At 72.1% G+C, this 18080-nt stretch carries 14 protein-coding genes and 1 pseudogene; 6 read left to right on the top strand and 9 right to left on the bottom strand.

Translation table 11 applies throughout. The features are described 5' to 3' along the window. The first annotated feature begins 14 nt into the window (after positions 1-14). Entirely contained in the window at positions 15-3428 is a 3414-nt protein-coding gene (locus tag QQA02_RS10100) for a pyruvate carboxylase (RefSeq protein WP_284775762.1), read from the top strand. 96 nt (positions 3429-3524) lie between these two features. Here the strand turns inward: QQA02_RS10100 and QQA02_RS10095 are convergent, their stop codons facing one another. The 4 genes from QQA02_RS10095 to QQA02_RS10080 form a co-directional block, all read right to left on the bottom strand. Beyond that, positions 3525-3728, bottom strand: coding sequence for a hypothetical protein (locus tag QQA02_RS10095; protein WP_284775521.1), 204 nt, complete (start codon positions 3726-3728; stop codon positions 3525-3527). 97 nt (positions 3729-3825) lie between these two features. Continuing rightward, the gene (locus QQA02_RS10090) at positions 3826-5598 is read right to left on the bottom strand and encodes an acetyl/propionyl/methylcrotonyl-CoA carboxylase subunit alpha (RefSeq protein WP_284775523.1); all 1773 of its coding nucleotides are present in this window, start codon (positions 5596-5598) and stop codon (positions 3826-3828) included. A gap of 345 nt (positions 5599-5943) precedes the next feature. Then, a complete protein-coding gene (locus QQA02_RS10085) occupies positions 5944-6825 on the bottom strand; it encodes a sulfurtransferase (protein WP_284775525.1) in 882 nt (293 codons plus the stop codon). A gap of 179 nt (positions 6826-7004) precedes the next feature. Beyond that, positions 7005-7439, bottom strand: coding sequence for a DUF3151 domain-containing protein (locus QQA02_RS10080; protein WP_284775527.1), 435 nt, complete (start codon positions 7437-7439; stop codon positions 7005-7007). A gap of 212 nt (positions 7440-7651) precedes the next feature. Here QQA02_RS10080 and QQA02_RS10075 point away from each other — a divergent pair. Beyond that, a pseudogene (locus tag QQA02_RS10075) lies at positions 7652-9772 on the top strand (acyltransferase family protein); the annotation flags it as partial. Between the two features lie 404 nt (positions 9773-10176). Here QQA02_RS10075 and QQA02_RS10070 read toward each other — a convergent pair. The 5 genes from QQA02_RS10070 to QQA02_RS10050 all read right to left on the bottom strand — a co-directional run bounded on the left by QQA02_RS10070 (position 10177) and on the right by QQA02_RS10050 (position 14722). After that, complete coding sequence (locus QQA02_RS10070; protein ID WP_284775611.1) at positions 10177-10782, bottom strand: Maf family protein; 606 nt, start codon at positions 10780-10782, stop codon at positions 10177-10179. Between the two features lie 20 nt (positions 10783-10802). Next, positions 10803-11012: an acyl-CoA carboxylase subunit epsilon gene (locus QQA02_RS10065; RefSeq protein ID WP_284775530.1), complete on the bottom strand. Its 210-nt coding sequence runs from the start codon at positions 11010-11012 to the stop codon at positions 10803-10805. A 9-nt stretch (positions 11013-11021) separates the two neighbouring features. Further along, positions 11022-12617 carry an acyl-CoA carboxylase subunit beta gene (locus QQA02_RS10060; protein ID WP_284775532.1) on the bottom strand — a complete coding sequence of 532 codons (1596 nt, stop codon included), beginning with the start codon at positions 12615-12617 and terminating at the stop codon, positions 11022-11024. Between the two features lie 145 nt (positions 12618-12762). Then, positions 12763-13002 (bottom strand): acyl-CoA carboxylase subunit epsilon, encoded by a 240-nt coding sequence (locus QQA02_RS10055; RefSeq protein ID WP_284775534.1) that lies wholly within the window; start codon positions 13000-13002, stop codon positions 12763-12765. A 67-nt stretch (positions 13003-13069) separates the two neighbouring features. After that, entirely contained in the window at positions 13070-14722 is a 1653-nt protein-coding gene (locus tag QQA02_RS10050) for an acyl-CoA carboxylase subunit beta (RefSeq protein ID WP_284775535.1), read from the bottom strand. A gap of 135 nt (positions 14723-14857) precedes the next feature. Here QQA02_RS10050 and QQA02_RS10045 point away from each other — a divergent pair, with 135 nt between their 5' ends. The 4 genes from QQA02_RS10045 to purE all read left to right on the top strand — a co-directional run bounded on the left by QQA02_RS10045 (position 14858) and on the right by purE (position 18070). Further along, the gene (locus QQA02_RS10045; RefSeq protein WP_284775537.1) at positions 14858-15652 is read left to right on the top strand and encodes a biotin--[acetyl-CoA-carboxylase] ligase; all 795 of its coding nucleotides are present in this window, start codon (positions 14858-14860) and stop codon (positions 15650-15652) included. After that, a complete protein-coding gene (locus QQA02_RS10040) occupies positions 15649-16134 on the top strand; it encodes a hypothetical protein (RefSeq protein ID WP_284775540.1) in 486 nt (161 codons plus the stop codon). The genes QQA02_RS10045 and QQA02_RS10040 overlap by 4 nt, the downstream gene beginning before the upstream one ends. Positions 16135-16253: 119 nt before the next feature. Next, positions 16254-17483 (top strand): 5-(carboxyamino)imidazole ribonucleotide synthase, encoded by a 1230-nt coding sequence (locus tag QQA02_RS10035; protein ID WP_284864206.1) that lies wholly within the window; start codon positions 16254-16256, stop codon positions 17481-17483. Between the two features lie 86 nt (positions 17484-17569). After that, a complete protein-coding gene (purE, locus tag QQA02_RS10030) occupies positions 17570-18070 on the top strand; it encodes a 5-(carboxyamino)imidazole ribonucleotide mutase (protein ID WP_284864205.1) in 501 nt (166 codons plus the stop codon). Positions 18071-18080 lie beyond the last annotated feature (10 nt).

Raw genomic sequence — 18080 nt, 5'->3', positions numbered from 1 at the left:
AGGACCGATGCCCCGTGGTATCCGAAAACACCCCCAGTTTTGAGAAGATCCTCGTGGCCAACCGCGGGGAGATCGCCGTCCGCGCGTTCCGCGCGGCCTACGAGGTCGGCGCCTCGACGGTGGCGGTCTACCCGGCGGAGGACCGCAACTCCTTCCACCGCTCCTTCGCCAACGAGGCCGTGCGCATCGGGCGCGACGACTCGCCGGTCAAGGCTTACCTGAACATCAAGGAGATCATCCGCGCCGCCAAGAAGACCGGCGCCGACGCGATCTACCCCGGCTACGGCTTCCTCTCCGAGAACGCCGCACTGGCGCGCGCGTGCGCGGACAACGGCATCACCTTCATCGGCCCGCCGCCGGAGGTCCTGGACCTGACCGGCGACAAGGCCGCCGCCGTCGAGGCCGCCGCCGAGGCCGGCCTGCCGATCCTGGACGACTCGCCGGCCTCCGACGACATCGACACCATCGTCGAGTACGCCGAGGGCCGCGAGTACCCGCTGTTCGTCAAGGCCGTCGCCGGCGGCGGCGGGCGCGGCATGCGCTTCGTCGAGAGCCCCGACAAGCTGCGCGAGCTGGCCGCGGAGGCCTCCCGCGAGGCGGCCGCCGCCTTCGGCTCCGGCGAGGTCTACGTCGAGCGCGCCGTGATCGACCCGCAGCACATCGAGGTCCAGATCCTCGGCGACACCGCCGGTAACGTCATCCACCTCTACGAGCGCGACTGCTCCCTGCAGCGGCGCCACCAGAAGGTCGTCGAGATCGCCCCGGGCCAGCACCTCGACCCGGAGCTGCGCGAGCAGATCTGCGCCGACGCGGTGCGCTTCTGCGAGCACATCGGCTACCAGGGTGCGGGCACCGTCGAGTTCCTCGTCGACCGCGAGGGCCGCCACGTCTTCATCGAGATGAACCCGCGCATCCAGGTCGAGCACACCGTGACCGAGGAGGTCACCCAGGTCGACCTGGTCAAGTCGCAGATGCAGATCGCCGCCGGTGCCACCCTCGAGGACCTGGGCCTGCGCCAGGAGAACATCCACACCTCGGGCGCGGCCCTGCAGTGCCGCATCACCACCGAGGACCCGAACAACGGCTTCCGGCCCGACACCGGCACCATCACCTCCTACCGCTCGCCGGGCGGCGCCGGCGTGCGCCTCGACGGCGCGGCCCAGCTCGGCGGCGAGATCACCCCGAACTTCGACTCCATGCTGGTCAAGATGACCTGCCGCGGGCCGAACTTCGCCACCGCCGTCGCCCGTGCCCAGCGTGCGCTCGCCGAGTTCGACGTCTCCGGTGTGACCACCAACATCGGCTTTTTGCGCGCCCTGCTGCACGAGGACGACTTCCAGCACAACCGGATCTCGACCTCCTTCATCGCCGACCACTCCTGGCTGCTGCAGGCCCCGCCGGTCGACGATGAGCCCAGCCGCATCCTCGAGTACCTCGCCGAGGTCACCGTCAACCGCCCGCACGGCGAGCCCTTCGAGGCCGTGCGCCCGCGGCTGAAGCTGCCCGAGCTCGACGAGTCCGCCCCGCTGCCGCGCGGCTCGCGCGACGAGCTGCTGCAGTACGGCCCGGAGGAGTTCGCCCGCCGGCTGCGCAAGTCGGACGCGTTGAAGCTGACCGACACCACCTTCCGCGACGCCCACCAGTCGCTTTTGGCCACCCGCGTGCGCGGCGAGGCACTCATCCCGGCCGCCCGTGCCGTCTCCCGGATGACGCCGAACCTGTTCAGCGTCGAGGCCTGGGGCGGGGCGGCCTACGACGTGGCCATGCGCTTCCTGCACGAGGATCCGTGGGTGCGCCTGGACGACCTGCGCCAGGCGATGCCCAACGTCAACATCCAGATGCTGCTGCGCGGGCGTAACACCGTCGGCTACACCCCGTACCCGGACGAGGTCTGCAAGGCCTTCGTCCAGGAGGCCGCCGACAGCGGCGTGGACGTCTTCCGCATCTTCGACGCGCTCAACGACATCTCGCAGATGCGCCCGGCCATCGACGCCGTCCTCGAGACGGGCACCACGGTCGCCGAGGTCGCCATGGCCTACTCCGGCGACCTGACCGACCCGAACGAGGACCTCTACACGCTGGACTACTACCTGCGCCTGGCCGAGCAGATCGTCAACTCCGGCGCGCACATCCTGGCCATCAAGGACATGGCCGGCCTGATGCGGCCGGCCGCGGCCAAGAAGCTGGTCAAGGCCCTGCGCCACGAGTTCGACCTGCCGGTGCACGTGCACACCCACGACACCGCCGGCGGCTCGCTGGCGACCTACCTGGCCGCCGCCGAGGCCGGCGCGGACGCCGTGGACGCCGCCAGCGCCCCGATGTCGGGCACCACCTCGCAGCCCTCGCTGTCCGCGGTGGTGGCCGCCTTCGCCAACACCTGGCGCGACACCGGCGTGGACCTGCAGGCCGTCTGCGACCTGGAGCCCTACTGGGAGGCCGTGCGCGCCCTGTACAAGCCCTTCGAGGCCGGCGTGCCCGGCCCGACCGGGCGCGTCTACCACCACGAGATCCCGGGCGGGCAGCTGTCCAACCTGCGCGCGCAGGCCACGGCCCTGGGCCTGGCCGACCGCTTCGAGCTCATCGAGGACACCTACGCCGACGTCAACGAGCTGCTGGGGCGCCCGACCAAGGTCACCCCGTCCTCGAAGGTCGTCGGTGACCTGGCGCTCGCCCTGGTGGGCAGCGGCGTGACCGTCGCCGAGTTCGCCGAGGACCCGAAGGCCCACGACATCCCGGACTCGGTCATCGCGTTCCTGCGCGGCGAGCTGGGCACCCCGCCCGGCGGCTGGCCCGAGGAGCTGCGCGAGAAGGCCCTGGCCGGACGCAAGGAGAGCCCGGACCCGCTCAAGGACCTCGAGCCGGAGGACTCCGAGGCCCTGCACTCCAAGGACCGCGCCACGCGCCGCAAGACGCTGGACCGCCTGCTCTTCCCGAAGCCCGCGAAGGACTTCGCCGAGCACCGCCAGCGCTACGGCGACGTCTCGCGCCTGGAGGACCGCGAGTTCTTCTACGGTCTGGAGGAGGGCGTCGAGCGCGTCATCCAGATTCCGGATTCCTCGCGGCGCATGACCGTGCGTCTCGACGCCGTCGGCGAGCCCGACGCGAAGGCCATGCGCTCGGTGGTCTGCACCGTCAACGGCCAGGTCCGCCCGCTGCGCGTGCGCGACCACTCGGTCGAGTCGGTGACCTCCTCGGTGGAGAAGGCCGACCCGTCCGTCGAGGGCCAGGTGCCCGCGCCGTTCGCCGGCGTGGTCACGGTGACCGTCGAGCAGGGCGAGGAGGTCAAGGCCGGCGACCAGGTCGCCGTGATCGAGGCGATGAAGATGGAGGCCTCCATCTCCGCCACCGTCGACGGCACCGTCGAGCGCGTGGTGATCAAGCAGGCCACCAAGGTCGAGGGCGGTGACCTGATCGTCGAGATCGCCTGACGGCGCCGGGCGCCCGGCGGCCCGGTCCGGCCGCTGAGGCGTACGGCCCGGACAGAGACGGCGGGGATGATCCCGCCGGGCGGCGTCTTTCTCAGATCAGCTCTCGAGCACGCGGAACGAGTAGGTGTTGAACACGGGTTCGTGGATCTCCAGCTCGTAGCTCTGCCCGCGTGCGTCGGCGCCCTCGCGCAGCGACTCGATCTCCGCCGCGTTGAAGCGGTTGACGGTGACGGTCAGCGCGCAGGCGACGATCACGGCGACAGCTACGGCCGCAGCGATGACTTTCGCGGTGGTGGACATACCCGTGGAGGGTAGGGGAACACCGCGCCGGATCGTTACGGCTTCGATACGCCCGGGCGAGACACCCGGCCGAGACACCCGGCCGGGCCGCCCCGCGCTACTTGATCTCGAGCAGCTGCTCGCCCTTGGTCACGCCGGCGCCCTCCTCGGCGGTCAGCCCGGTGACCGTGCCGGCCTTGTGGGCCTTGACGGGGTTCTCCATCTTCATCGCCTCGAGCACGGCCACCACGTCACCCTCGGCGACCTCGTCGCCCTCGGAGACGTTGACCTTGATCACGGTGCCCTGCATCGGGGCGAGCACGGCGTCGCCGGAGGCGGCGGTCGCCTTGCCGGTGGCGCGGCGCTTGCGGGTCTTGCGCCGCGGGGTGAACCCGCCCAGGGAGAGCGAGGAGGGCAGCGCGATCTCGACGCGGCGGCCGTTGATCTCGACGACGACCTTGTGGTTCGGGTCGGTGCCGTCCTCGTCGGCGGTCTCGGTCGGGTCGGTGAACGGCTCGATGGGGTTGTCCCACTCCTCCTCGATCCACTTGGTGTAGACCGAGAAGCCGTCCTCGTCGCCGATGAAGGCCGGGTCGGAGACGATCAGGCGGTGGAAGGGCAGCACGGTCGGCATGCCCTCGACGGTGTACTCGTCCAGGGCGCGCCGGGAGCGCTCGAGAGCCTCGGTGCGGTCCTCGCCGTAGACGATCAGCTTGGCCAGCATGGAGTCGAACTGGCCGCCGACCACGGAGCCCTCGCGCACGCCGGAGTCGACGCGCACGCCCGGGCCGGACGGCTCATGGTAGCCGGTGACGGTGCCGGGCGTCGGCATGAAGTTGGATCCGGCGTCCTCGCCGTTGACGCGGAACTCGAAGGCGTGCCCGCGCGGGGTCGGGTCCTCGGTGAAGCGCAGCTTTTCGCCCTCGGCGATGCGGAACTGCTCGCGGACCAGGTCGATGCCGGTGGTCATCTCGGTGACGGGGTGCTCGACCTGCAGGCGGGTGTTGACCTCCAGGAAGGAGACCAGGCCGTCGGAGCCGACGAGGTACTCGACGGTGCCGGCGCCGTAGTAGCCGGCCTCGCGGCAGATGCGCTTGGCCGAGGAGTGGATCAGCTCGCGCTGCTCGTCGGTCAGGTAGGGCGCGGGGGCCTCCTCGACGAGCTTCTGGAAGCGTCGCTGCAGCGAGCAGTCGCGGGTGCCCACGACGATGACGTTGTCGTGCTGGTCGGCGAGGACCTGGGCCTCGACGTGGCGGGCGCGGTCGAGGTAGCGCTCGACGAAGCACTCGCCGCGGCCGAAGGCGGTGGTGGCCTCGCGGGTGGCGGACTCGTAGAGCTCGGCGACCTCGTCGAGCTCGTGGGCGACCTTCATGCCGCGCCCGCCGCCGCCGAAGGCGGCCTTGATGGCGATGGGCAGGCCGTGCTTCCCGGCGAAGGCGACGACCTCGTCGGCGTCGGCGACCGGGTCCTGGGTGCCGGGCACCATCGGGGCGTCGGCGCGCTCGGCGATGTGGCGGGCGGTGACCTTGTCGCCGAGGGCGGCGATGGACTCCGGCGAGGGCCCGATCCAGATCAGCCCGGCGTCGATGACGGCGCGGGCGAAGTCGGCGTTCTCGGCCAGGAAGCCGTAGCCGGGGTGCACGGCGTTGGCGCCGGACTTGCCGGCGGCGGCGACGATCTTCTCGATGTCCAGGTAGGTCTCGGCGGCCGTCGAGCCGCCCAGGGCGAAGGCCTCGTCGGCCATCTCGACGAAGGGGGCGCCGGCGTCCGGTTCGGCGTAGACGGCCACGGAGGCGATTCCCGCGTCCTTGGCGGCGCGGATGACGCGCACGGCGATCTCTCCGCGGTTGGCCACGAGGACCTTGCTGATCTTCCGGGATTCGACGGCCACTGTCACTCTCCTGGGCTCGGTTGGGGCGTGGACGGGTGCTTGTTTCGGCACCGTAACTTACGCCAGTCTAGGGCACGCGACAAAAATTGAGCGAATCCTCATGTTTCGGCGCGCCGATTTCGACGTCCCGTCTATCGCACCGTCGGCGGGAACAGTTACGGGGGTGCCGCGCCGACAGGCGGCGCTGTTGTTGCGCTGGGGCTGTAGAAATGGGGTCATTGCGCCGGGCGCCGGCCCCGGCGTGGCCGGGGCCGGCGCGGTCGGTCCGGCGCGCGTGCCCGCGCGGTGCCGGTGCGAAAAACGGGTGCCACGCGAAGGCGCGGCACCCGTCGGTGGGGGAGCGGTCTAGGGCTCCTCGCCGGTGCGGATCGGCATGCGGATCATGTTGCCCCACTCGGACCACGAGCCGTCGTAGTTGCGCACGTTGTCGAAGCCGAGCAGGTACTTCAGCACGAACCAGGCGTGCGCGGAGCGGTCGCCGAGCTGGCAGTAGGTGACCGTGGGCGCGTCCGGATCGAGCGCGGAGTAGTTCTCGCGCAGCTCCTCGACCGGGCGGAAGTTGTTGTTGAAGTGCACCGCGGAGCGCCACGGGGCGTGCACGGCACCCGGGATGTGGCCGGAGCGCTCGACCGACTTCGGCGCGTAGTTCTGGTCGGAGGCCTTGCCGGTGTACTCGTCGATGTCGCGGACGTCGATCAGTGAGAGCCCGTTCTCGCCGCGGGCGGCGGCGAGCACCTCGTCGACGAAGACGCGGGCCGAAGAGTCGTCGCGCTCGACGACGGGGTAGTCGGTGGCCGGGTACTCGGGCACGGCGAAGGAGGTGTCGCGCTCCTCGGCCATCCAGGCGTCGCGGCCGCCGTCGAGGAGGCGGACGTCCTCGTGGCCGAACAGCTCGAAGACCCACAGGGTGTAGGCGGCCCACCAGTTGGACTTGTCGCCGTAGATGACCACGGTGTCGTCGCGGGAGATGCCCTTCTCGCGCATCAGGCGGGCGAAGGCCTCGCCGTCGATGAAGTCGCGGGTGACCGGGTCGTTGAGGTCGCGCTGCCAGTCGATGCGCACGGCTCCGGGGATGTGCCCGATGTCGTAGAGGAGCGCGTCCTCGTCGGACTCGACGACCCGCAGCCCCTTGACGCCGAGCCGGGCGGAGAGCCACGCGGCGGTGACCAGCCGCTCCGGTTGGGCGTACTGCTGGAAGGGTGGGTGCGGATCAAACGGCACTGGCACGATGGTGACCTTTCTGCTGCCGGGACTGCTTCGTCGCCCACACGCGGGGATCGGTGGGGGCGACGTATATTTGTACCCCCACGATACCGCCGTGGGGCCCCGCGGTCACGCAGACGGACGCGCCATGACGCAGTTCACGGCATGGCGTGTGTCGGGCGGGCGTCGGGCCGGCGCGGGACCTACCGGTCCAGCAGCGTGGCCACGCAGTCCGGGTCGGCGTCGGAGAGCATCTGGCGGCAACGGTCGTACTCGTCGTCCTCGTCGATCAGCTTCGCGGCACGGGCCAGCGCGGCGATGGCGCGCAGCACGCCCTGGTTCGGCTCGTGCGAGAAGGGCACCGGGCCCCAGCCCTTCCAGCCGTTGTGGCGCAGGCGGTCCAGGCTGCGGTGGTAGCCGGTGCGCGCGAAGGCGTAGGCGACGAGCTTGTCTTCGTCGGCGGCCTTCTCCCCGGCCGCCTCGAGGGCGTCGAGGGCCTGCTCGGCGCGGGAGGCCCACACCAGCGGGCTGTCCGGGTGGGCGATGGCCGTGGCCGGGGTCTGCGGGTCGTGCGCCTCTGCGGCCGGGTCGGCGGGCAGGTGGACCGGGGGCGGGGCGAGCATGTCGTTGATCTCCATGGCGCCCACACTAACCCGCTACGGGCCACGCACGCCCGCGGCCCGGTCACCTGCTGATACAATTCCACGCGGTTATCGCCCGGGTCCGGGGCCGGCGCCGTGGGGCGGCGCGTCCGGGCCCGGGCACGGCGCGCGCGGTCCGTCCACCGCGCGGCGCGAAGGACGACGACGGGACGGGGAAGAGGACCGCTGGTTCTGAGGTGACTACGAGCGTGGACAACTCCGGGCACCCGGGTGGTCTCGGCACCGCGAAATACCGCTACGACCTCGACGGACTGCGCGGCATCGCCATCGCCTTCGTCGTCATCTTCCACGTCTTCGTCGGCCGGGTCTCCGGCGGCGTCGACGTCTTCCTGCTGCTGTCGGGCTACTTCTTCCTGGGTTCCCAGCTGCGCTACGCCGAGCGCCCCGACGCCTCGCTGAACATGTGGTGGCCGATCTGGCGCACCGCACGCAGGCTCCTGCCGTCGCTGGTCCTCGTGCTCACGGCGACCACGCTCGCCGTGGCCTGGTTCGTGCCCGCGCTGCGCCAGCTCGGCGTCGCCAATCAACTCGTGGCCAGCCTGTTCTACTACCAGAACTGGGAGCTGGCGAACCAGGGCCAGGCCTACGGTGCGGCCTCGGCGACGACCAGCCCGCTGCAGCACATCTGGTCGATGTCGGTGCAGGGGCAGTTCTACCTGTGCGCCGTGCTGCTCGGCTGGATTATCGCGGTGATCCTGCGCCGCCAGCGCCGCGCCGGGCGCGAGAGTGTCACCCCGGCCGTGCGCATCGCCGGGCCGGTGCTCATCGCCGCCACGGTGCTCTCCTTCTGCTACGCGGTCCACCTGCACCGAGTGGACCAGGCGCTGAACTACTACTCGACGTTCTCGCGCATGTGGGAGCTGACCCTCGGTGCGGTCCTGCTGCTCTACGGCTCGCGCATCCACCTGGCCCGCTGGGCCCGCGAGGTCTGCACCGTCGTCGGCCTGGCCATGGTGGTCACCACCGGCCTGCTCTTCGACGGCGCCGCCTACTTCCCGGGCCCCTGGACGCTCTACCCGCTGGGCGGGGCCGTGCTGGTCATCCTCGGCGGCGGCCGGGTGGCCTCGGTGCTGGCGAGCCGCTTCGCGCGCTGGCTCGGCGGCATCGCCTACGCGCTCTACCTGTGGCACTGGCCGATCCTCATCCTGTCGACCGTGATGCTCGGCATGACCCGCCCGCCGGTCTGGCTGGGCGTGCTCGTCATCGCCGGCTCCCTGGTGCTGGCCGACCTGACCCACCGCTTCATCGAGAGCCCGCTGCAGCAGAAGGCCAAGCGCCCGACGCGCTCGGAGAACCGCGTGGCCGACGCCTCGCGCAAGGTGGTCAACGAGACCCCGGCGCTGCTGCGCGCCGCCGGTGGCGTGACCGTCGCTCTGGTCGCCTCCGGCCTGTTGTCGGTGCCCGGGGCCTGGCAGTCCAGCGTCAGCCAGGTCGAGGACGGCACCCTGGACCCGGCCGACCACCCGGGCGCGCGCGTGCTCACCGGCGCGAAGGCCCCGGAGGGCGTCAAGCCCGGCCCGGACCCCTACGCGCTGGCGGACACCGTCTCGCCGGCGTGGGCCGCCGGCTGCATGTCCACCTTCGAGGACGACCCGGACGAGCTGGTCATCGACCGCTACACCGGCGAGGAGGCCGAGCACTGCATCTTCGGCGACAAGGACGCCGAGGTCGAGGTCTACCTGATCGGCGGCTCGCACGCTGAGCAGTGGATGGCCCCGATGGACGAGCTGGGCAAGAAGCACGGCTTCAAGGTCGTGCCGCTGGTGCGCCAGTCCTGCCCGGCCTTCGTCACCGAGCTCGACGGCGTCTTCGACGAGGGCTGCCAGATCTTCAACCAGCGCGTCATCGAGCGCATCGAGGAGCGCCAGCCGGACCTGGTGGTCTCCAACTCCACGCGCCCGCTGCTCGAGCTCGGCGAGACCATCGACTCGGTGCCGCAGTCCTACATCACCCTGTGGGACTTCCTGGCCGGCGAGGGCATCCCGTTCCTCGGCCTGCGCGACAACCCCTGGTTCCTCCTCGAGGACGGCGGGCCCGACATGGTCTCGCAGTGCCTCGAGGAGGGCAACGACTTCCACGACTGCGGCCGCCCGATCGACCACATCTACGCCGACTCCGACCCGGCGCGGCCCTACCTGGAGGCCCGCCCCGACATGCTCGCGGTGGACACCTCCGGCTGGTTCTGCCCGGACGGCTTCTGCGGCGCGGAGATGGGCAACATCTACATGTGGCGCGACGGCAACCACATGTCCGACGACTTCGCCCTCTCGCTGCAGGACCTGCTGTGGGCGCAGCTGCGCAAGCTCCTGCCGCCGGAGGCCGACGGGTTGCTTGACGACGCCGCGTCCGCCGACGAGGCGGGCACCTCCGGCGCGGAGACCACGGCCGGGCGCAGCCCGGCCCAGGGCGCGGGCGGCGCGGGCGGTGCCGGTGCCGCGGGCGGCACGGGCAGCACGGGCGGTGCGGGGCAGGCCCCGCAGGCGCCGAGCCGTCAAAAGAACACCTACGGCAACGGCACGGGGCCGTCCGCGGGTGCGGGCTACGGCACCGGCGGCTACGGCAGCACCTACGGCACCGGGGACGGATCCGGCTACGGCAGTCAGCAGGGGCAGGGCTACGCCCCGCCGGCCTACGGCGGCGGTTACGGCTACGGCTACTGAGCCCGGCCGATGGTCACCGGGCTGAACCGGTCAGCCGACCCGGGGAGAGCCCCTCAGCGGGCCCAGAAGGCGCTGACCGGGTAGCCGAAGGCGTTGAGCGCCCGGCGTAGCAGCGGCAGCGACAGCCCGATCACCGAGGAGGGGTCGCCCTCGATGCGGTCGATGAACCAGCCGCCGAGCGCCTCCAGGGTGAAGGCCCCGGCGCACTCGAGAGGCTCGCTGGAGGCCGCGTAGGCGGCGATCTCGTCCTCGCGGGCGTCGGCGAAGAAGACGCGTGTGCCGGCCGTCTCGACGATCTCGCGGCCGTCGGGGCCGATCACGCAGTGCCCGGTCAGCAGGTCCGCCGCCTTGCCGGCCTGGGCGCGCCAGCGCTCGACGACACGCTCGGCGGTGTGCGGCTTACCCTGCAGCTCGCCGTCGAGCAGCAGCATCGAGTCGCAGCCGATGACGACGGCGGGCGTGTCGCCGTCAAGGCGCGCGCGCACCGCGCGCGCCTTGGCCACGGCGAGGGCGGCCACGACGTCGGCGGGCGCGGCGTCGTCAAGCGAGGAACGGATGGCGTCCTCGTCGACGTCGGCGGGGATGAGCTCCGGCTCGCAGCCGCCGGCGTGCAGCAGCGCGGCGCGCGAGGGGGAGCGGGAGGCCAGGATCAGGCGCACGGGTTCGGGCACGGGCGTACTCACCGGTAGGTCAGCGTGCGGAAGGCGGCCGGGTTGAAGCCCGCGACGTGCAGGCGGCGGGCGCCGGTGTGGCCCCAGTCGTTGCGCTCGCGCTCCTGCGGTCCCGAGGAGCGGCGCGCGACGTCGTGGAGCACCTTGTCCAGGGCGGCGATCTCGACGTCGTCCGGGTGCCCGCTCAGGACGGTGAACATCGGTTGCGCAGTGGTCATCGTTCCTCCTTACAGCGGGGTGTTCGGGTGCTTCTTGGCCGGCGGGTAGATGACCTTACGGTCGAACAGGCGCAGGCCCTCGACGAGCTGGCCGCGCGTCTGGTTCGGCGGGATGACGGCGTCAACCAGGCCGCGCTCGGCGGCCAGGTACGGGGTGAGCGCCTCGGCCTCGTACTCGGCGGTGAACTTCTCGCGCATCGCGGCGGTGTCCTTGCGGCGGCGCTCGGCCTTGGCCAGCTCCGCGGCGTGGATCTCCGGGACAGCGACGTCCGCGGTCACCGCGGCGATCTCCGCGGTCGGCCAGGCGAAGACGAGGTCCGCGCCCAGGTGCTTGGCGCCCATGACCATCGCCGCCGCACCCATCGCCTTGCGGGTGACCACAGTCAGCGTGCCGACGGCGGCCTCCGCGTAGGCGGCGGCCAGCTTGCCGGTGCAGCGCACCACGCCGGCCAGCTCCTCGCCGGTGTCCGGCAGGAAGCCGGGCACGTCGACGAAGGTGACCACCGGGATGTTGAAGGAGTCCGCCACGCGGATGAAGCGGGCGGCCTTCTCGGCGGCGGCCGCGCTCAGGCAGCCGGCCAGGGCGACCGGCTGGTTGGCCACGACGGCCACCGCGCGGCCCTCGATGCGACCGAAGCCGGTGACGACGTTGTCGGCGTAGGCCGCCTGCAGCTCGAGGAACCAGCCGTTGTCGACGACGCGCTCGATGACCTCGCGGACGTCGTAGGGCACCGTGGAGTCGTCCGGGATGACGGCGTCGAGCTCGCGGTCACGGTCGGTGACGTTCTCGCTGATCGGGCCGGTCACACGCGCGTCCAGGTCGCGCGGGGCCTCGGCGCGGTTGTTGGCCGGCAGCACGCCGAGCAGCTCGGCGACGGCCGTGACCGCGGAGGCGTCGTCGGCGGCCGTCAGGTGCGCGGTGCCGGAGGTCGCCGCGTGCGCCTGCGCGCCGAGGTCGGCGGCCGGGTCGACCTCGGCGCCGGTGACGGTGGTGATGATCTCCGGCGGGGTCAGGCTCACCGCGGCGCCGCCCTCGACCATGACCGTGAAGTCGGCCAGGGAGGCCAGCAGCGCGTGCGGGCCGGTCAGCTCGCCGGTGACGACGCTGATCTGCGGGATCAGGCCGGAGGCCTTGGCCTGCCCGGCGATGATCGTGGAGTAGAAGGCCATCGCGGCGACGTTCTCGGCGGCACGCGCGCCGGCGCCCTCGAGGAAGGCGACCAGCGGCACGCCGGTGGTGGCGGCCAGCTTCTGGACCTTGGTGATCTTCTCGCCGTGGACCTCGCCGAGGCGGCCGTCGAAGATGTCGCGGTCCTGGGCGAACACGCAGATCTTGCGGCCGTCCACGGTGCCGTAACCGGCGACGATGCCGTCGGTGGCGGGGCGGTCGGCGTCCAGGCCGTGCGCCTCCACGCGGTGGCGGGCCAGGGCGTCGATCTCGACGAAGGAGTCGTGGTCCAGCAGGTGCTCGACCCGCTCCCGGGCGGTCAGCCGCCCGGCCTCGTGGGTCGCCTCGACGGCCTTCTCGCCCCGCGGGGCGTGGGCCTCCTCGAGGCGCTGCTGGAGTCCGGCCAACTTTCCGGCGGTGGTGGAAAGATCAGTCATGGGCTTCGATTCTAGATCGTCAGCGGTCTGTTGCCGGGACCGCCTCCGCCCGCCGCGTGCGCCCGGAGCCCGTGACGCGCGGGTGGCACCCGCGCCGGGACGCGCTCAGCGCCTGCGGTCGCGGGCGGTGCGCGTCCGTGGCGGGCTAGATGTAGGAGACGCCGGGCAGCGGTGCGGAGGAGATTCCCGAGAACATATCGCCCGGGGCGGCCCAACCGTTTCGCCCCGCCGGGCACGACCCGCCGCGGCGGGCGGCGACGCGCCCGCGGCCCGGGGTGCCGATAGCGGCCGCGGCGGTGGTGCGGCCGACGGCGACGACGGTGGCCAGCGCGGCCAGCTCGTCGGCGGTCGGGGAGCCGTTGGTGACGGTGAAGAGGGGAGACATCTTTTTCTTGTCCTTCCGGGTGTTCGGTGGGCGGGGGCGGGGTGGGCTGCTTCGGTGGGCGGCTGGATCAGAGCGGCATGTTGCCGTGCTTGCGCGCCGGGCGGGTCTTCCGCTTGGTGGCCAGCAGGCGCAGGGCGCGGGCGATCTCGCCGCGGGTCTCGCTGGGCAGGATCACCGCGTCGACCAGGCCGCGCTCGGCGGCGAGGTACGGGTTGAGGATGTAGTCGTCGTACTCGCGCTCGAGGCGGGCGCGCAGCGCGGCGACCTCGGCCTCGGCGTCCTCGGGGGAGTGGTTCGCCACGGCCTCGGCCTCGGCGGCCTTGAGCGTGCGGCGGTGGATGAAGCCGACCGCGCCGGCCGCGCCCATCACCGCGATCTGCGCGGTGGGCCAGGCCAGGTTGAGGTCCGCGCCCAGGCCCTTGGAGCCCATGACGCAGTAGGCGCCGCCGTAGGCCTTGCGCATGGTCACCGTGATCTTCGGGACGGTGGCCTCGGCGTAGGCGTAGAGCAGCTTCGCGCCGCGGCGCAGGATGCCCTGGTGCTCCTGGTCGGCGCCGGGCAGGAAGCCGGGCACGTCGACGAGCATGACCACCGGGATGTTGAAGGCGTCGCAGGTGCGCACGAAGCGGGCGGCCTTCTCGGCGGCGTCGATGTCCAGGCAGCCGGCGAAGTGGGTCGGCTGGTTGGCCACGAACCCCACCGAGGCGCCCTCGACGCGGCCGAAGGCGCAGACGACGTTCTCGGCGCGCTCGGCCTGGATCTCGAGGAACTCGCCGTCGTCGGCCACGGCGGCGACCACGTCGCGCACGTCGTAGGGGGTGCTCGGCGAGTCCGGGATGATCGAGTCGAGGGCGAGGTCGGTCTCGGTCAGCGAGTCCGCGATCTGCCCCTCCTCGACCTCGGCGGGCTCGACGGGGGCGAGCTCGCGGTTGTTGCCGGGCAGGTAGCTGACCAGCTCCTGGACCCACTCGAGGGCGTCGGTGTCGTCGGCGGCGGTGTAGTGGGAGTTGCCGGCGGTGGTCATGTGCACCTCGGCGCCGCCGAGCTCGGCCTGGGTGATCTTCTCGCCGGTGACGGTGGTGATCACGTCCGGGCCGGTGACGAACATCTTCGCCGAGTCGCGGACCATGACCACGAAGTCGGTCAGCGCGGGCGAGTAGGCGTTGCCGCCGGCGCAGGCGCCCATGATCACGGAGATCTGCGGGACCACGCCCGAGGCGCGCACGTTGTGGTAGAAGGTCTGCGCGATGAAGTCGAGCGAGACCACGCCGTCCTGGATGCGCGCGCCGGCGCCCTCGTAGAGGCCGATCAGCGGGCGGCCGGTCTCGCAGGCCAGCTGCTGCAGCTTGGTCATCTTCTCGCCGTAGACCTCGCCGAGGGCGCCGCCGAAGACGGTGCCGTCCTGGGAGAACACGCAGACCTCGCGGCCGTCGATGGTGCCCCAGCCGCAGATGATGCCGTCCGTGACCGGGCGGCGCTTGTCCATCCCGAAGGCGTGGGTGCGGTGGCGGGCCAGCTCGTCGATCTCGACGAAGCTGCCCTCGTCGAGCAGGACGTCCAGGCGCTCGCGGGCGGTCAGCCGCCCCTTGTCGTGCACCTTGTCCACGGCGGCCTGGCCCATCGGCAGGCGGACCTCGGCGCGCCGCCGGCGGAGGTCGTCGTTGCGCTCGGCGGTCGTCGGCGGGGCGGTGAGCACCGCCGAAGATGAGGGATCAGTCATGTTCGGCGATAGTAACCATCCCGGGCAAATGTTTCAAGACCGAAGTGATCGGGATTTGCCGCGCCACCTGCGTCACCCCAGGTTACGGTGCCGAAGGTTGGCGGAAAATTATTCGCTCCACCTACTCTGGTCGGCGTGAACATCACCACCGTGCGCGAGGCCCTCGCGGAGTTCTACCCGTCCATCGAGTACGTCGAGGAGACCGGCTCGACCAACGCCGACCTCATCGACGCCGCCGACCCCGTCGACCGCACCGTGCTGCTGGCCGGGCACCAGTCCGCCGGCCGCGGGCGCAAGGGCCGCAGCTTCACCGCCCCGCCCGGCACCCAGCTGATCTTCTCCGTGGTCTACCGCCCGGCCGCCGAGGTCTTCGCCGGCCCCGTCTCCGAGGTCCTCGACAGGCTCGGCCTGCTGCCGCTGACCGCCGGCCTGGCCTTCTCCGACGTCGTGGCCGGCTCGAAGCTGAAGTGGCCCAACGACGTGCTCGTGCGCGGCAAGAAGGTCTGCGGCATCCTCGCCGAGGCCGACGGCCTGGGCGAGGACCACCCGCGCATCGTCCTCGGCTGCGGGCTGAACGTCTCCATCGCGCCCGAGGACCTGCCGGTGCCCACCGCGACCTCGCTGGCCATCGAGAACGACCTCCTTGCGGGTGAGGGCATGGAGGCCGTCGCCGTCGCCGTGCTCACCGCCCTCGAGCGCCGCGTGCGCCAGTGGGAGTCCGGCTCGCCGCAGCTGCTGACCGACTACCGCGCCGCCAGCGGCACCATCGGCCAGGCCGTGCGCGTGGAGACCCCCTCGGACACCATCTACGGCGTGGCCGAGGGCATCGCCGAGGACGGCGAGCTCGTCGTCGTCGACGACCAGGGCATCCACCGCACCCTCTCGGCCGGCGACGTCACCCACCTGCGACCCTGGCGGCCCGGCCAGTGACGCCCGGCCGCGACCCGCACGCCGCGCCGGCGCCCCGGGCGCGGCGCCCCGAGCGGCTCATCGTCGACCTGAGCGCCCCGCTGGGCTCGCTGACCTTCGCCGTGCTCGAGTGCGTCCTGATCACGGCCCTGGCCTGGATCGCCGTCGGCTACCTCGACGGCCCGGGTGCGGGCACCGTCAGCGTCGACGTGCGCAACGGCATCGTCGGCGTGTGGGCGATCCTGCTGGCCTGGCGCCTGCTGCTGCCGCTGTTGCGCGCCCGCCACCAGCTCTTCCAGCTGACCGACCGGCGGATCCGCGTGCGCCCGGCCAAGCTGACCGCGCGCACCGGCAGCATCCGCCTCGCGGACGTCCTCGACGCCAACCGGCGCCGCCGCGGCACCGTCTCGCTCATGGTGCGCGGCTACGAGCGCCCCCTCGTCTTCGAGCGCGTCGCGCACACGCGCAAGGTCGTCGGACTCATCCGCGAACGCCTGCGCTGACACCCCGCGCCGGGCGGGCGGCGTGAGCGCGCACGCGCCGACGCCGCAGCGCACCCACGCCGCGCCAGGGCCGCCCACGTGGGGGAGGGGCGGCGTCGGCAATCGGGCCGCGCACTAGGATGAGCACCGTGACTGACTCCGGAAACCCCCACGCCCACGCCCCCGGAACGCCCACCGTCGCCGTCATCGGCGACGGTCAGCTCGCGCGCATGATGCAGACCGCGGCCATCGAGCTCGGCCAGTCGGTGCGCCTGCTCGCCGGCGCCCCCGACGCCTCCGCCGCCCAGGTCGCAGCCGACTGCGTCCAGGGCGACTACCACGAGCTCGCCGACCTCGAGCGCGCCGTCGAGGGGGCTGACGCCGTCACCTTCGACCACGAGCACGTGCCCAACCGGCACCTGCGCACCCTGCTCGACCGCGGCGTCGTCGTCGAGCCGCGCCCCGAGGCGCTCATCTTTGCCCAGGACAAGCTCGAGCAGCGCCGCCGCCTCCACGAGCTCGGCCTGCCCGTGCCGCCGTTCGCGGCCATCGAGTCGATTGACGACGCCGTGGAGTTCTTCGAGCGCGTCGACGGCGCCGTCTGCCTGAAGGCGACGCGCGGCGGCTACGACGGCCACGGCGTGTGGTTCCCCGGGGACCTCGAGGACCTGAAGAAGCTGGCGGAGAAGCTGCTGGGCGACGAGGTCCCGCTGATGGCCGAGGAGAAGGTACCCTTCACCCGCGAGCTGTCCGCGATGGTCGCGCGCAACCGCAGCGGCGAGTGCGTCGCTTGGCCCGTCGTCGAGTCCGTGCAGGCCGACGGCATCTGCCACGAGGCCGTCGCCCCGGCGCCCGGGCTGCCCGTCGACATCGAGCGCGGCACCCGCACCCTGGCCGAGACCATCGCCCGCGAGCTGGACGTCACCGGCGTGCTGGCCGTCGAGCTCTTCGAGGCCGAGGGCCCCGAGGGGGCGCCGCGCGTGGTGGTCAACGAGCTGGCCATGCGCCCGCACAACACCGGCCACTGGACCCAGGACGGCTGCGTGACCAGCCAGTTCGAGCAGCACCTGCGTGCCGTGCTCAACATGCCGCTTGGCTCGACCGAGCTGGTCACCCCGCACACCGTCATGGTCAACACCCTCGGTGCCGACGAGTCGCCCGAGATGCCGCTGACCGAGCGCGTCAACGCCGTGTGGCGCCGCTTCCCGCACGCCAAGATCCACCTCTACGGCAAGTCGCACCGGCCCGGGCGCAAGCTCGGCCACGTCAACGTCACCGGCTCCGATCTCGGCGCCGTGCGCCGCGAGGCCCAGCTGGCCGCGCACTTCCTGGTGCACGCCGTGTGGGCCGACGGCTACCGCGAGGCCTGAGCCCCGCCGAGCCCGCGCGCCCGGCCACCGGAACCTGCCCCCCCCCCGAAACTGACCGCTGAACCCCGAAGGAAGGAACCTTCACCATGCAACCTGTCGTCGGCCTGATCATGGGCTCGGACTCCGACTGGGACACCGTCCAGCCCGCCGCCGAGGTGCTCGCCCAGTTCGGCGTGCCCTTCGAGGTCGGGGTCGTCTCCGCCCACCGCACCCCGGACCGCATGCTCGAGTACGCCAAGACCGCCCGCGAGCGCGGGCTCAAGGTCATCCTCGCCTGCGCCGGCGGCGCCGCCCACCTGCCCGGCATGGTCGCCGCCGCGACCCCGCTGCCGGTGATCGGCATCCCGCGCGCGCTGAAGAACCTCGACGGGCTGGACTCGCTGCTGTCTATCGTCCAGATGCCCGGCGGCGTGCCGGTGGCCACCGTCTCCGTCGACGGGGCGAAGAACGCGGGGCTGCTGGCCGTGCGCATCCTCGGCGCCGGCGACCCCGCGCTGGCCGAGAAGATGGAGGCCTACCAGCAGGAGATGGCCGACGGCGTGCTGGACAAGGACGCCGCGCTGAAGAAGCGGCTGCTCGGCGAGTGAGCGGGACCGC

This window comes from Corynebacterium sp. MSK006 (assembly GCF_030232385.1).
GTDB lineage: Bacteria > Actinomycetota > Actinomycetes > Mycobacteriales > Mycobacteriaceae > Corynebacterium > Corynebacterium frankenforstense_A.
Note: the sequence above shows the minus strand (reverse complement) of the source record. Positions and strands in the feature narration are given on the sequence as shown.